This window comes from Hyphomonas adhaerens MHS-3, from assembly GCF_000685235.1.
Lineage (GTDB): Bacteria > Pseudomonadota > Alphaproteobacteria > Caulobacterales > Hyphomonadaceae > Hyphomonas > Hyphomonas adhaerens.
Map to the genome: position 1 here is coordinate 1,700,526 of NZ_ARYH01000001.1, position 13,812 is coordinate 1,714,337.

10 protein-coding genes are annotated in these 13,812 nt (G+C 61.7%); 4 read left to right on the top strand and 6 right to left on the bottom strand.

All coding sequences use genetic code 11. The features are described from left to right. Positions 1-71: 71 nt before the first annotated feature. The 3 genes from HAD_RS08390 to cysD are packed head-to-tail and all read right to left on the bottom strand — an operon-like array spanning position 72 to position 3,993. Complete coding sequence (locus tag HAD_RS08390) at positions 72-1,130, bottom strand: mannose-1-phosphate guanylyltransferase (protein WP_051596040.1); 1,059 nt, start codon at positions 1,128-1,130, stop codon at positions 72-74. Between the two features lie 53 nt (positions 1,131-1,183). Further along, entirely contained in the window at positions 1,184-3,091 is a 1,908-nt protein-coding gene (gene cysN / locus HAD_RS08395; protein WP_035570477.1) for a sulfate adenylyltransferase subunit CysN, read from the bottom strand. Continuing rightward, entirely contained in the window at positions 3,091-3,993 is a 903-nt protein-coding gene (cysD, locus tag HAD_RS08400; RefSeq protein WP_241765328.1) for a sulfate adenylyltransferase subunit CysD, read from the bottom strand. The genes cysN and cysD overlap by 1 nt, the downstream gene beginning before the upstream one ends. Positions 3,994-4,304: 311 nt before the next feature. Here cysD and glmS point away from each other — a divergent pair, with 311 nt between their 5' ends. From glmS to HAD_RS08420, 4 genes are all read left to right on the top strand, one after another. Then, on the top strand, positions 4,305-6,131 hold the full coding sequence (gene glmS / locus HAD_RS08405; RefSeq protein WP_035570478.1) for a glutamine--fructose-6-phosphate transaminase (isomerizing): 1,827 nt from the start codon (positions 4,305-4,307) through the stop codon (positions 6,129-6,131). Positions 6,132-6,230: 99 nt separating this feature from the next. Continuing rightward, positions 6,231-7,157: a hypothetical protein gene (locus tag HAD_RS08410; protein ID WP_035570479.1), complete on the top strand. Its 927-nt coding sequence runs from the start codon at positions 6,231-6,233 to the stop codon at positions 7,155-7,157. 110 nt (positions 7,158-7,267) lie between these two features. Beyond that, the gene (locus tag HAD_RS08415) at positions 7,268-9,754 is read left to right on the top strand and encodes a S8 family peptidase (protein WP_156942205.1); all 2,487 of its coding nucleotides are present in this window, start codon (positions 7,268-7,270) and stop codon (positions 9,752-9,754) included. Continuing rightward, positions 9,727-10,173 (top strand): hypothetical protein, encoded by a 447-nt coding sequence (locus tag HAD_RS08420; RefSeq protein ID WP_156942206.1) that lies wholly within the window; start codon positions 9,727-9,729, stop codon positions 10,171-10,173. The genes HAD_RS08415 and HAD_RS08420 overlap by 28 nt, the downstream gene beginning before the upstream one ends. Before the next feature lie 6 nt (positions 10,174-10,179). Here HAD_RS08420 and metK read toward each other — a convergent pair whose 3' ends face one another. Genes metK through ahcY form a run of 3 tightly spaced genes read right to left on the bottom strand, consistent with a single transcriptional unit; the run spans position 10,180 to position 13,657 of the window. Then, positions 10,180-11,361: a methionine adenosyltransferase gene (gene metK / locus HAD_RS08425; protein ID WP_035570482.1), complete on the bottom strand. Its 1,182-nt coding sequence runs from the start codon at positions 11,359-11,361 to the stop codon at positions 10,180-10,182. Between the two features lie 19 nt (positions 11,362-11,380). Beyond that, entirely contained in the window at positions 11,381-12,241 is an 861-nt protein-coding gene (locus HAD_RS08430) for a formyltetrahydrofolate deformylase (protein WP_035570483.1), read from the bottom strand. Positions 12,242-12,262: 21 nt separating this feature from the next. After that, the gene (gene ahcY / locus HAD_RS08435) at positions 12,263-13,657 is read right to left on the bottom strand and encodes an adenosylhomocysteinase (protein WP_035570484.1); all 1,395 of its coding nucleotides are present in this window, start codon (positions 13,655-13,657) and stop codon (positions 12,263-12,265) included. Between the last annotated feature and the right edge of the window lie 155 nt (positions 13,658-13,812).

A 13,812-nucleotide genomic window follows, 5' to 3' on the forward strand; every position in this document is an offset into this window, starting at 1 on the left:
GCTGCAGTACAGCAAGACGGAATTTATCACACGATTCAGTTTTGGGAGCCTGTCACGCTGGGGCAGCCTGTTCAGAGCAGGTCGTCACGGCCCGAGTCGCGCAGCGCGGACACCACTTTGCCGACATCCTGCGTCCGGTCCTTCGAGGCCACCAGGATGCGCCCGCCGTCCACGACGACGCAGAGATCCTGCACGCCGACAAGCGCCACCATATGGTCGGCATCCGACAGGACCGTACAGCCCTCGGCATCGATGGAAACCGGCGGATTGGCGCTGTCCTGCTTGCGGATCGCGCCGATCATTCCCCATGTGCCGATATCGTTCCATTGGCAGTCCAGCGGCGCGTAGATCGCGGCCTTGGAGGTCTGCTCCATCACTGCATAGTCCACAGAGGTGGAGCGGACAGCCATGAAGCATTCGGGATCGAGCAGGATGTTGCCGTCCGGATGCGTGGCCGCTTCGAGCGCCGCGGACGCAGCATCCAGGATGTCCGGTGCATGAGTCTCGAGTTCGTCGATCATCACGGACGCCGGGAACAGGAAGATACCGGCATTCCAGCTGAAAGCCGGATCGGCGATATATTTCATCGCGGTTTCAGCGCTCGGCTTTTCCTTGAATTCCGTCACCGTGTAGAGCGCGCCGTCAATCGCCTCGCCGCGCTGGATGTATCCGAAGCCCGTTTCGGGCCGGTCGGGCTTGATTCCGAAAGTGGTGATATGGCCGGACTTGGCCATCCGGGCCGCCTCGGTCACAGCCGAAACGAAGACATCGGGCTGGCCGATGAAATGGTCAGACGGCAGCAGCAGGGCGAGGCCGTCCGGATCCTGTTCGGCGATGTGGCGGGCCGCAACGGCCGCGACGGCCGCCGTATTGCGTGCCATGGGTTCAAGGATCACGGCGCCCGGCTCCACGCCGATTTCGGCCAGTTGCTCCCGGACAAGACCTGCATAACGCTGGTTGGAGATGATGACCGGCGGGGCGAAATCTTCGCCCTTCAGCCGCAGGACGGTGTCCTGGAACACCGTCTTGTCGGTCACCAGCCGGTGGAACTGTTTGGGGTGCGCCTGCACGGACACCGGCCAGAGACGCGTGCCCGCGCCGCCGCACATGATTACGGGATAGATCCGCATGGTCTTCCTTTCGCCGTCGCCGGCTTTGGCCTCACTCCGGCTGACGCCTGTTGTCAGGCGCCGAGGAAGCCGTTCTCCCGGAGGTAGTCCAGAATTTCCTCGGCAGCGTCATCAGGGCTCCGGTCCACCGTGTCAATCCGGAGCTCCGGATTCTCGGGTGCTTCATAGGGGCTCGATATACCGGTGAAATTCTTGATCTCTCCTGAACGCGCCTTCTTATAGAGGCCTTTGACGTCACGCTGCTCGGCGACGTCGAGCGGCGTGTCGACATGGATCTCGATGAACTCGCCGTCTTCCATCAGGTTCCGGGCCATGCGCCGCTCGGCCCGGAAGGGGGAGATGAAGGAGACGAGCGTGATGAGACCGGCGTCGGACATCAGCTTGGCGACATTGGCGACCCGGCGGATATTTTCCACACGGTCCGCATCGGTAAAGCCGAGATCGCGGTTCAGGCCGTGGCGGACATTGTCGCCGTCCAGTGAGAAGGAATGTTTGCCAATGGCGAACAGCCGCTTCTGCAGCGCGTTTGCAATGGTGGATTTCCCCGATCCGGACAGGCCCGTGAACCAGAGCACGGCAGGTTTCTGGCCTTTCTGTTCGGCCAATGCGTTCCGGTCCACATCCATGGCTTGCCAATGGATGTTGGACGCGCGGCGCAGGGCAAAATCAATCAGACCCAGGCCGACTGTGTCATTGCTCATCCGGTCGATCAGGATAAAGCCGCCGAGATTGCGATTGACGTCATAAGGGTCGAACGTGATCGGCTGGTCGAGCGAGATCGTCGTCACACCGATCTGATTCAGTTCGAGCGTTTTTGCAGGAACGTCTGACAAGGTATTGACGTCAATGCCGTATTTCGGAGCGTTCACGGTCGCGGTGACCGTCTTGGCGCCGATCTTCAGCAGGTAACGCCGGCCCGGCAGGAGCGGGGCCTCGTTCATCCAGAGGATACGGACCTGGAACTGGTCGGACACTTCGGTGGGATCATCCGCTGTCACGATGGCGTCGCCGCGCGAGGCGTCGATTTCGTCCGTCAGGGTCAGCGTCACGGACTGGCCGGCGATGGCTTCCTGCAGGTCGCCATCGGCCGTCACGATGCGGTCGATGGTGGATTGTTTGCCGGACGGCATGGATTTGACCCGGTCGCCGGGCTTCACCGTGCCGGATGCGATCTGGCCTGAGAAGCCACGGAAATCGAGGTTCGGACGGTTCACCCATTGCACGGGCATGCGGAAGGCAGCGCTGAGGCGCCGGTCGCCTACCGGAACGTTTTCCAGATATTCCATGAGGGCCGGGCCTTCGTACCAATCCGTTTCATTGGATCGGCTGGTGATGTTAACCCCGGCGAGGGCCGACATCGGAATTGGCTGGATCTCAAGGTCGGTCGCAAGCTCGTCCGCGAAGGCGTAGAAGTCATCGACGATGTCGTTGAAGATCGTCTCGTCATAGCCGACCAGGTCCATCTTGTTCACCGCGAGGACGAGGCGGCGGATGCCGAGCAGCGTCGTGATGAAGGCGTGCCGGCGCGTCTGTGTCAGGATGCCTTTGCGGGCATCGATCATCAGGATGGCAACGTCTGCCGTCGAAGCGCCGGTTGCCATGTTGCGCGTGTACTGTTCGTGGCCGGGCGTGTCGGCGACGATAAATTTGCGTTTGTCCGTGGCGAAGAAACGGTAGGCAACATCGATGGTGATGCCCTGTTCCCGTTCGGCGGCGAGCCCGTCGACCAGCAGGGCGAAATCGATGTTTTCGCCCTGGGTGCCGACTTTCTTTGAATCCGCTTCCAGCGAGGCGAGCTGGTCTTCGAAGATCATCTTCGAATCGTAGAGAAGGCGGCCGATCAGGGTCGACTTGCCGTCATCCACGGATCCGCAGGTGATGAACCGCAGGAGCGACTTGTTCTCGTGCTTTTCGAGATACGCGCCGATATCGGTGGCGATGAGGTCGTCAGTGAGGCGCATCAGAAATAGCCCTCCTGCTTTTTCTTTTCCATCGACGCCGACTGGTCCGCGTCGATCACGCGGCCCTGACGTTCGGAGGTCGTGGTCAGCAGCATTTCCTGGATGATATCTTCAAGTGTGGCCGCCGTGCTTTCGACGGCGCCGGTCAACGGATAGCAGCCAAGTGTCCGGAAGCGGACGGATTTCCTGACGGCCGTCCTGGCCAGGTCTTCCGGCATGCGGTCGTCGTCGACCATGATGTCGACGCCGTTCCAGTTCACGACAGGGCGCTCGGCCGCGAAATAGAGCGGCACGATCTCGATGCCTTCGCGGCGGATATATTGCCAGATGTCGAGCTCGGTCCAGTTCGAGAGCGGGAAGACCCGGATGCTTTCGCCCGGATGGATGCGGGTGTTGAAGACATTCCAGATCTCCGGTCGCTGGCGTTTCGGGTCCCAGCGGTGCTCGGCAGAGCGGAAGGAGAAGATCCGTTCCTTGGCGCGCGATTTCTCTTCGTCACGGCGGGCCCCGCCAAAGGCCGCGCTGAACTTGTATTTGTCGAGCGCCTGTTTCAGCGCCTGGGTCTTCATGATGTCGGTGTGGACGGCAGAGCCGTGGGTGAACGGGCCGATGCCTTCGCGCACGCCTTCTTCATTGATGTGGACGATGAGGTCCATGCCCATCTCGGCAGCCTTGCGGTCGCGAAACTCGATCATTTCGCGGAACTTCCACGTCGTATCCACATGCATCAGCGGGAAGGGCGGACGGGACGGGTAGAATGCCTTCATCGCCAGATGCAACATCACGGCGGAATCCTTCCCGACGGAGTACAGCATCACCGGGTTTTCACATTCGGCGGCGACTTCGCGGATGATGTGGAGGCTTTCGGCTTCCAGCCTGTCGAGGTGGGTTAGTCTGGGCAATAGTCCGGGCTCCGTAATACTTGCAGGGGCTATATGCAAAAGCCGGGTCAAGTTGGAACTTAACCTAGCATTCAGATGCACTTATGGCAGCGCCTGTTTCAGGCGTGCCGGACTGTTGTGACAGGCTCACAACTGCAATTTCAATCTCCCGGAGCATGCGATTCTCCCCTTGCGAATTTGTTGTCATGCCCATGGGTGTTGGGAATCCCGGCGAATCCGGGGCAGGGCGTTGTCACAATTGCTCACAAAGTTTCATTGTTCTGCCGTTTTGGCAGGGTCTAGGTAAAGCTCAGCCAGGAGCGGAGTAGATTATGTGCGGAATTGTTGCGATTTCAGGTAAAGAGCCTGTTGCCGGTCGATTGATCGATGGTCTGAAGCGCCTGGAATATCGCGGCTATGACAGTGCCGGCATCGCCGTAACTGCTGCAGGCGGGCTCGACCGTCGGCGGGCGCCCGGGAAGATCGTCAATCTCGAATCGCTGCTTCGCGAACAGCCGATGAATGCCACCACCGGCATAGCGCACACGCGCTGGGCAACGCACGGCAAGCCAAACGAAAGCAATGCCCACCCGCACATGGCCGGCGGTGTCGCGATCGTCCACAACGGCATCATCGAGAATTTCCGCGAGCTTCGGGACACCTTGCAGGCTGCCGGACGGACGTTTGAATCCGAAACCGACTCCGAAGTGATCGCGCAGCTGCTGGACCAGAAGATCAGCGAGGGTGCCGACCCGGTCGACGCTTTCGAGGCCACGCTGGCCGAACTTGAAGGCGCGTTTGCCCTTGCCGTCATCTTCGATGGACAGGAAGGCCTGATGATGGGCGCCCGGCGCGGTAGCCCGCTGGTGCTCGGCTATGGCGACGGGGAGATGTATCTCGGCTCTGATGCCATTGCGCTGGCGCCGTTCACGCGCGACGTGACCTATCTGGAGGAGGGCGACTGGTGCGTCCTCACGCCGGACAGTTTCGACATCCGCAATGCACGTGGCGAGCGGGTGAACCGCAAGCGTGTGGCGTCCGCCGTCAATGATGCCCTCATTGAGCGCGGCGAATATGACCACTTCATGCTCAAGGAAATCCACGAGCAGCCGGAATCGATCGCGCGGTCGATCATGCCCTATGTCGACCAGGTGGCCGGCACGCTGGACATCGGCACGGTGGCAACCGCATCTTTCACCGCCGCTGACCGCGCTGTCGCGATTGCCTGCGGCACTGCTTACTATGCCGCGTTCACGGCGAAATACTGGTTTGAACAGGCCGCCCGCCTGTCGTTCGAAACGGATATCGCGTCCGAATTCCGCTACCGCCAGCCGGTGCTGCCCCAGTCTGGCCCGGCCCTGTTTGTCAGCCAGTCCGGCGAGACCGCCGACACGCTGGCCGCTCTGCGTTATTGCCGCCAGAACGGAACCACCGCTGTGGCGATCGTCAACGTGCCGGAAAGTTCCATCGCGCGCGAAGCGGGCGCCGTTGTGCCGACCCATGCGGGGCCTGAAATCGGCGTCGCCTCGACCAAAGCCTTTACGGCGCAGCTGTCGGTTCTGGCGGTCATGGCGCTCGCCGCCGCGCGGGCCCGCGGCCATCTGCTGCCGGGCGATGAGGTCAAGGCGGTGAAGAACCTGCTGGCCCTGCCGCGCAAAGTCACCGAAGCGCTGGAATCTCAGGAACAGATCGCCGAGATTGCGAAGACGCTGACCCAGGCGAACGATGTCCTGTTCCTGGGCCGGGGGCGGTACTACCCGCTGGCCCTGGAAGGTGCACTGAAGTTGAAGGAAGTGTCCTACATCCACGCAGAGGGCTATGCCGCCGGCGAGTTGAAACATGGGCCAATTGCCCTGATCGAGAAAGACCTGCCGGTCGTTGTTGTCGCGCCGAAGGACGAGCTGTTCGAAAAAACCATCTCGAACGTCGAGGAGGTCCGCGCCCGCGGCGCGAAAGTGATCCTGATTTCCGACGATGCCGGTATCGCGATGGCCGGCAACCGTGCGGACCATGTGATCCGCCTGCCTGACGGAGACAATTTCACACTGCCCATCCTCGCGGCGATCCCGCTTCAGCTGCTGGCCTATCACGTCGCGGTGGCAAAAGGCACGGATGTTGACCAGCCGCGCAACCTCGCCAAGTCGGTCACGGTCGAGTAGCGCGCCAAAATCCATAGCTGGCCCTTCGGTGACTTCATGTTGGCGCCGACGGGCAGCTGCGGCTAGTCTGCTCCGAATCTCGGAGCAGAGGAGCGCCGCTTGTCCACAACCGACCTAGAAGAAATCGAAAGCCGGGTTGTTCAGCTGATCGCCGCAAAGGGCCCGATGATCGGCAAGGAACTCGCCATGGAAATGCCCGACGTGCCGGCGCTGGCCCTGTGGCAGACCTGCTATCGCAGCCGGACTTTCCACGTCTCCCACTTCGCCAGCTATTATTTGCGCTACGACATCACGCGGAATGACCAGGTGCGTCTTAGCCCCTCGATCCAGCGGGATTTCCTGTCCTTCTCCTTGTTCGGCCTGCCCGGGCAAAGGGACCAGATGATCGAGCGGCAAGGGACGTTGTCCAACATGCACCGTGAGATCAGCCGCGAGAAGATCAGCGTCGCCCAACAGGTGATGAAGCAGCTGTTCGTCAGCCTCGGCCGCGAGGTGCGCAGCCAGCTCTGCGCGTTTATTGCCGGTGACCTTGCGTATTTCCTCGCTCACAATGAGCCACGCGAGCACGTTGCTTCCGGAGAGATGGTGAAGGGGTCGGATATCGACATCGTCATCATCCTCAGCGAGTCCCTGCCTGACGAGATCAAGACGCGTATCGACAATGAGATGACGGCGCTGAAGAGCCTATACCTGCGCCATCCGCAATACCGGCATGAGATTGATTTCATCTGCAAGCGTAAATCGACGATGGAAAAGCAATTCCAGTATACGGATATTCATGACAAGATCGCCAGCAAGATTGCCTATGAATCCATGTTCCTCGGTGGCTCGTTGACCCTGTACATGGAAGTCCGTGACGCGATGGTGCGGACCGGGGTCGACCGGTTGATCGAGGAGGATTTCGAGCACGCCCTCAAGGACCGGAAGAATGCGATGCATCAATTGCTGAAGGTGCCGGGGGATTCCATCGATGAGGAAACCCGGTCCCTGTTCCACTTTTCGCAGGAACGCGTGGAGTTTTCGTAATTTGCCTGCCAACGCGCGTTGGTGTTCCGTTCACGATTTACAGGGCAGGATGACACGGCATCGCGATAGCGAATTCCATGGGGGGCGCCCTTGTTTGGAGGCCGAAGGACATGCAGTTGAGGCAACAGCGGCTACGTCATTTGAAGACGGCCCTTGTCCTGGCAGTTGCCGGACCGTCCCTTGCCATGCTTGGCGCGTGTGCCAGTGGAGGCGGGGGCGGCAGTTCCGCCGTCACGCCCGCGTCGCCGCCTCTACCGCCCCCTCCGGCGCCGCCACCACCTCCACCACCGCCGCCGTTTCCGGCGGAGATCGCGCCGCCTTCGGCATTCGAAACACGCGAATACACCCTGACCGGCGGGTTGCCGGTGATCGGCGCGTCAGCGGCCTACTCGATCGGGGCGACCGGAGCCGGCATCAAGGTCGCGGTGATTGATACGGGCACAATCGATAATCACCCGGACCTGCAGGATGCCTTCGTCCAGACCTTCGATGTCTGTGCCGATACGAATTGCAGCGGATACGATGCGAACGGGGATCCCATCACCACGACCCGCCAGCCGGACGATATCGATACAAGCGGCCATGGGACGCTGGTTTCCGGTGTGATCGCTGCGCGCAGGCAGGACGATTACACGACGGTATCTGACGAAGGAACAGGCGTGCAGGGCGTCGCCTTTGAATCCTCCCTCATATCGGTTCGTGCGGACAGCCCGGGAAGCTGCGCCCGGACAGGGGAGGACGAAGGCTGCAATTACAATGATGCTGCTCTCGTGCGGGCCATTCAGTATGCTGTTGACCAGGGCGCCAGTGTTATCAACATGTCGCTGGGCGGCGAAATCGATGCCAATCCGGCATTGGAAAATGCTGTGCGCAGCGCTGCCTCGGCGGGCGTCCTCGTTGTCATCTCTGCCGGGAACGAAGCAGAGCCAGCCATCGATGACGGGATGGGAAATATCACCCCGGCGGTCGGCGGAACGCCGACGGAGCCAGCCTATATCGCCGGACAGGACCAATCATTTGGGCGGGTCGTGGCTGTCGGCTCAATCGACCTCAACCGCACCATTTCAGATTTCTCCAATCGCGCCGGCAATGACGCGAAGAGTTACTATATCCTGGCCCCGGGTGAAGGCGTCGCGACGACCGGTCTCGATGATGACGTTGTGCATCCGGAGTGGCCGGCATGTTCCGCCACAGTTACCGAGCAATGCCGGGATGCCGATGACACGCCGGATTACTGGTATGCCAGCGGCACGTCTTTCTCGGCCCCCTACATGGCAGGCGCGCTGGCGCTGATGCTGCAGACATTCCCGAACCTCAGGGACAAGCCCGAGGTTGCGCTGCAGATCCTTCTGGATACGGCGGATGACTATGTCGATCCGGATCTCGACCCGATCACCGGAACCGCGGCGGGCGAAGGGATCGATGAGGTGTCTGGCGTCGGCATCCTCAATCTCATCAAGGCCTTTGCGCCCCAGGGGCAGCAGACACTGGATTTCGGTACGGAGAAAGTCTCCATCGATGCGGCGCTGGCGCCAAGCGGCGGCGCGTTCGGAGATTGGGCGTCAAACTCGGGCGCGCTGAACGGACTGGTCTTTCAGGACGGGTACGAACGCGGCTTCGTTCTGGACGCCGACGCCGTTTCCTCTCAATTGCCAGCGGCCATGACCGGTAACCGGATGGTCGACTTCGGGACACGGGCCGATTGGGCCGCGGGTGAAACGCATGCTGTGCGCGCCGGCAATCTGTCCTTCAACTGGACGCAGGCACGTCTTTACGACGATCCGACGGCGCCCTACCAGGAAGACCCGGAATCGACGTTCCAGATGCGCTACAGTTTCGGCGCCAACGAGGTGGAAGTCGGCCGGGGCGGATCGCTCACCCGGCTGGCGCCGGATGTGTCGCTGCTGAACGAGCCGGGCGTCGGCAACGCGTTCTCCACAGGCGGGGCGTGGGCGAAGTTCAGCCACCATCTGAGGCAGGGCCTCGTGATGGACTTCTTCTCTGCCGAACAAAGTGGACGCAGCCAGTCCGGCTTCCGGTTCGGCCGGGACAAGCCGCGCTGGTCTTACCGGTTCGGGGCCACCTTTGTGGAAGATGCGAACACCGCCCTCGGTGGATCGGTACAGGAACGCTTCGGCGCCGAAGACCAGACACGGATGACGGCCTATGCGCTGGAAGGCGCCTGGCTGGCAGGGCGGCGCTGGACGCTGTCGTCCGGCATGGAGATGGCAAGCGTCGAGCTGCCGGGCGTGAATGTGAATGATGTCTGGACCAGCCGCTGGTCCCTTGGCGCGAGCCGTCCGGCCGGGCCGGGGCGTCTCAGCCTGATCGTTGCCCAGCCATGGCGGGCGGAAACGGGCTCGATCGCGCTCAACGCGCCGGTCGGCATCGACGTGTCCGGTGCGCTGATCCATCAAACCATCAATGCCAACCTGACACCCAGCGGGCGGCAGGTGGATTTTGAAACGCGCTACGGCTTCCAGCTGGTGGACGGCTGGACCGGCGAGACGGCGGCCGTGGTGTCGACATCGCCGAACCATATCGCGGGTGCTGAAGAGGAGAGCGCCCTGTGGTTCAGGCTATCGACAGACTGGTGAGGATGCGCGCAGCAGCGGCGCTGGCATCACTCGGGATGCTGGCCGGATGCCAGTGCCACTGGCCACATACTTCGGATGAGCAGATCGAGCCTGACCGGGTTGCCGATGCGGAGGCCGCACCGGCGTGCCCGGCCGTGACGAGCGCCAAGGCTTGGGTCAACCGGATGCCAACCATCGGCAGCGAGCCGACCAGAATGATCGTGATGCTGGACGTAGACAGCAAGGACAGCTGGTTCATGGCGCCGCTGGACATGCCGTCCGCAACCGGGCTCATCCTGGAGCTGAAGCCCGGCGGGGCGGCTGTGCCGGGCACGGTCGCCTACCGCCAGATGGCGCCTGCACCGCTGCCGGACGGCATACGGATCCTGTGCCGGGGCAGCGAAATTGCCACGGTCAGCGATGTGATGATCGTCCAGTAAACCTGCCTAGTTGGCGAGGCGTGCGAGCTCCGACGTCAGGTCCGTTTTTTCCCAGCTGAAGGCCCCATTGTCGCCCGGCTGGCGGCCGAAATGGCCATAGGCGGCGCTTGGGCCATAGATCGGACGGTTCAGCTGAAGGTGCGTGCGGATGCCTTTCGGGGAGAGATCGAACAGTTCCCGAATTGTCTTCGCGATGCGGACTTCATCCGCCTTGCCGGTGCCATGGGTGTCGACATAGATCGACAGGGGCTGCGACACGCCGATGGCGTAGCTGACCTGGATCGTGCAGCGCTCGGCAAGTCCGGCGGCCACGACATTCTTCGCGAGGTAGCGCGTCGCGTAAGCGGCAGAACGGTCCACCTTGGACGGGTCCTTGCCAGAGAATGCGCCGCCGCCATGCGGAGCGGCCCCGCCATAGGTGTCGACGATGATCTTCCGGCCTGTGAGGCCTGCGTCGCCATCCGGGCCGCCGATATAGAAGCTGCCTGTCGGGTTCACATAGAACTTGTCTTCCGGCGGGAACCAGCCTTCCGGCAGCACGTCCGCGACGACCGGGCGGATGATCTCGCGCAGTTCGTCCTGGCTGACATCCTTGCCGTGCTGGTGGGAGACGACGATCGCGTTCACGCCGACGGGCTTGGAGCCTTCATATTGCAGCGTGACCTGGCTCTTGGCGTCCGGCTCCAGCTGCGGGCGCTCACCGGAATGGCGCAGCGCGGCCAGTTTCTGGAGGATCTGGTGGGAATAGACCAGCGTCGCCGGCATCAGTTCCGGCGTCTCATTGGTGGCGTAACCGAACATGATGCCTTGGTCGCCCGCGCCTTCTTCCTTGAACAGGCCCTGGCCCGCTTCCACGCCCTGGGCGATTTCGGCGGACTGGCCGTGAACGAGATTGTCGATCGACAAATTCTTCCAGTGGAAGCCATCCTGTTCGTAGCCGATCCGCTTCACGACGGCCCGGGCGGCCTCGTTCATTTCCTCTTCGGTGACCACCGCGCCGTTATTCGTGCGCACTTCGCCAGCCAGCACGATCTTGTTGGTCGTGGTCAGTGTTTCCACGGCGACCTTGGCCGTCGGATCCTTTGCCAGGAACAGGTCAACAATCGCGTCCGAAACCTGGTCTGCGACCTTGTCCGGATGGCCTTCCGAAACACTTTCGGAGGTGAATTCGTGGGCGGAGAGTTTCATGGCAGTTTCCTCTGAGGGCTTATCTGGCGAAGACGATGGTCCGGCCTGCATGACTGAAAACGCGGTGCTCTGCGTGTGCCTTGACGGCGCGCAGAAGGGCCGTGCCTTCCAGGTGGCGGCCGGTCTCGATCATGTCGGCGGGGGTGTAGGTATGGTCGATGGATTCAGTAACCTGGGTGATGATCGGGCCTTCATCCAGGTTTGCGGTGACGTAATGGGCGGTGGCGCCGATGACCTTCACGCCGCGGGCGTGGGCCTGGTGATAGGGGCGGGCGCCCTTGAAGCTCGGCAGGAAGGAGTGGTGGATATTGATGCACCGTCCCTCCAGTTCCCGGCAGGCATCGTCGCTGAGCACCTGCATGTAACGGGCGAGGACGACCAGGTCCGCGCCGGTTTCCTCAATCACGTGGAAGAGCCGCGCTTCGGCCTCAGGCTTTGTCGATGCCGTCACCGGGATGTGGTACCAGGGCAGGCCGAAATGGGCGAACTGGTCTTTCAGCGTCTCATTGTTCGACACGATTCCGACCACGTCGATCGGCAGCTCCTTGCGGCGGGAGGCGTAGAGCAGCGTGTTGGCACAATGGTCTGACTTCGAGACCAGCAGCAGCGTCCGCATGCGCTGGCCGACCGGGGCGACGCTCCAGTCGGCTTCCAGCTCTTCGCCCGCTTCCTCGATGTCGCCCAGCAGGCTGAGCGGCACTTCTCCGCCTTCCGGCGCGCGGAACACGAGCCGGGCAAAGAATTGCCCGGACTCGGTGTCACCAAAGGTGCGGGAGGACGCAATGAAGCACTCATGCGCTTCCATGAGGTGCGCCAGCGTCGCGACAATCCCGACCCGGTCCGGGCAGGATAAAGTCAGGATGTGATCGCCGGTTGTCATGCTGCGTCCCGCCCTGGGGGCCTAGTACCGGTAGTGTTCCGGCTTGAACGGGCCGACCGTGTTCACACCGATATAATCGGCCTGTTCACGCGACAGTTCGGTCAGCTGAACCCCAAGCTTTTCAAGGTGCAGCATGGCGACCTTCTCATCGAGGTGCTTGGGCAGGGTGTAGACCTTGTTCTCGTATTCGTGCCCGCGCGTCCACAGTTCCATCTGCGCCAGAGTCTGGTTGGTGAACGAGGCGGACATCACGAAGGACGGGTGGCCCGTGGCATTGCCGAGGTTCACAAGGCGGCCTTCCGACAGGAGGATGATGCGCTTGCCATCCGGGAAGGTGATCATGTCCACCTGCGGCTTGATGTTCGTCCATTCGAAATTCTTAAGGCCTTCGACCTGAATCTCATTGTCGAAGTGGCCGATATTGCAGACGATCGCCATGTCTTTCATCGCCCGCATGTGGTCGACGGTGATGATGTCCTTGTTGCCTGTGGAGGTGACAAAGATGTCGAACAGCGGGGCAGCGTTTTCCATGGTGAGGACTTCATAGCCGTCCATCGCAGCCTGCAGGGCGCAGATCGGGTCGACCTCGGAAACGGCCACGCGGGCACCGGAGCCGGAGAGCGAAGCGGCCGAGCCTTTGCCGACATCGCCATAGCCGGCGACGAAAGCCTTCTTGCCGGCCATCATCACGTCGGTGCCGCGGCGGATCGCGTCGACCAGGCTCTCTTTACAGCCATACTTGTTGTCGAATTTCGACTTGGTCACGCTGTCATTGACGTTGATCGCCGGGAAGGGCAGTTCGCCGCGTTTTTCCATTTGATACAAGCGGTTAACGCCTGTGGTCGTCTCTTCGGAGACGCCCTTGATGCCTGCCTTGGTCTTTGCAAACCAGCCCGGGGAGGCTTCCATCCGCTTCTTGATCTGGGCGAACAGGGCGCGCTCCTCATCCGAGGACGGCTTGGAGATCACGGAGGCGTCCGCTTCGGCTTTCTCGCCGAGGACGAGGTAGAGCGTCGCGTCGCCGCCATCGTCGAGGATCAGGTTCGGGGCGGTGCCGTCATGCCAGTGGAACAGGCGGTCGGTGTAGTCCCAGTACTCTTCCAGCGTTTCGCCTTTATAGGCCCAGACCGGCGTGCCACTGGCGGCGATGGCCGCGGCAGCGTGATCCTGTGTGCTGTAGATATTGCAGGAGACCCACTGAACGTCGGCGCCCAGGGCTTCAAGCGTCTGGATCAGGACAGCCGTCTGGATGGTCATGTGCAGCGAGCCGGCAATCTTGGCGCCCTTCAGGGGCTGCTCAGCGCCGAACTCTTCGCGGGCTGACATCAGGCCCGGCATTTCTGTTTCGGCAATCGCGATTTCCTTGCGTCCGAAATCTGCGAGGGTGATGTCCGCGACGTGATACGTCTTCGCCATATCAATGTTCCTTTATACGTTTGTGCGCGGGTAGCATGGAGCCAAAAAAAAGGCAACGTGCCTTCCTGTGACGGAGGTGTAACCCGCCCCGGAACACCATCAGGAACACCATCAGGAACACACTCAATACACCCTCTATGGACCATCAACAGACG

Coding starts and splice junctions, on each gene's coding strand:
- glmS (WP_035570478.1), top strand. CDS start 4,305: ATGTGCGGAATTGTTGCGATTTCAGGTAAAGAGCCTGTTGCCGGTCGA.
- HAD_RS08430 (WP_035570483.1), bottom strand. CDS start 12,241: ATGACAACCGGCGATCACATCCTGACTTTATCCTGCCCGGACCGGGTC.
- HAD_RS08415 (WP_156942205.1), top strand. CDS start 7,268: ATGCAGTTGAGGCAACAGCGGCTACGTCATTTGAAGACGGCCCTTGTC.
- HAD_RS08390 (WP_051596040.1), bottom strand. CDS start 1,130: ATGCGGATCTATCCCGTAATCATGTGCGGCGGCGCGGGCACGCGTCTC.
- metK (WP_035570482.1), bottom strand. CDS start 11,361: ATGAAACTCTCCGCCCACGAATTCACCTCCGAAAGTGTTTCGGAAGGC.
- cysN (WP_035570477.1), bottom strand. CDS start 3,091: ATGCGCCTCACTGACGACCTCATCGCCACCGATATCGGCGCGTATCTC.
- ahcY (WP_035570484.1), bottom strand. CDS start 13,657: ATGGCGAAGACGTATCACGTCGCGGACATCACCCTCGCAGATTTCGGA.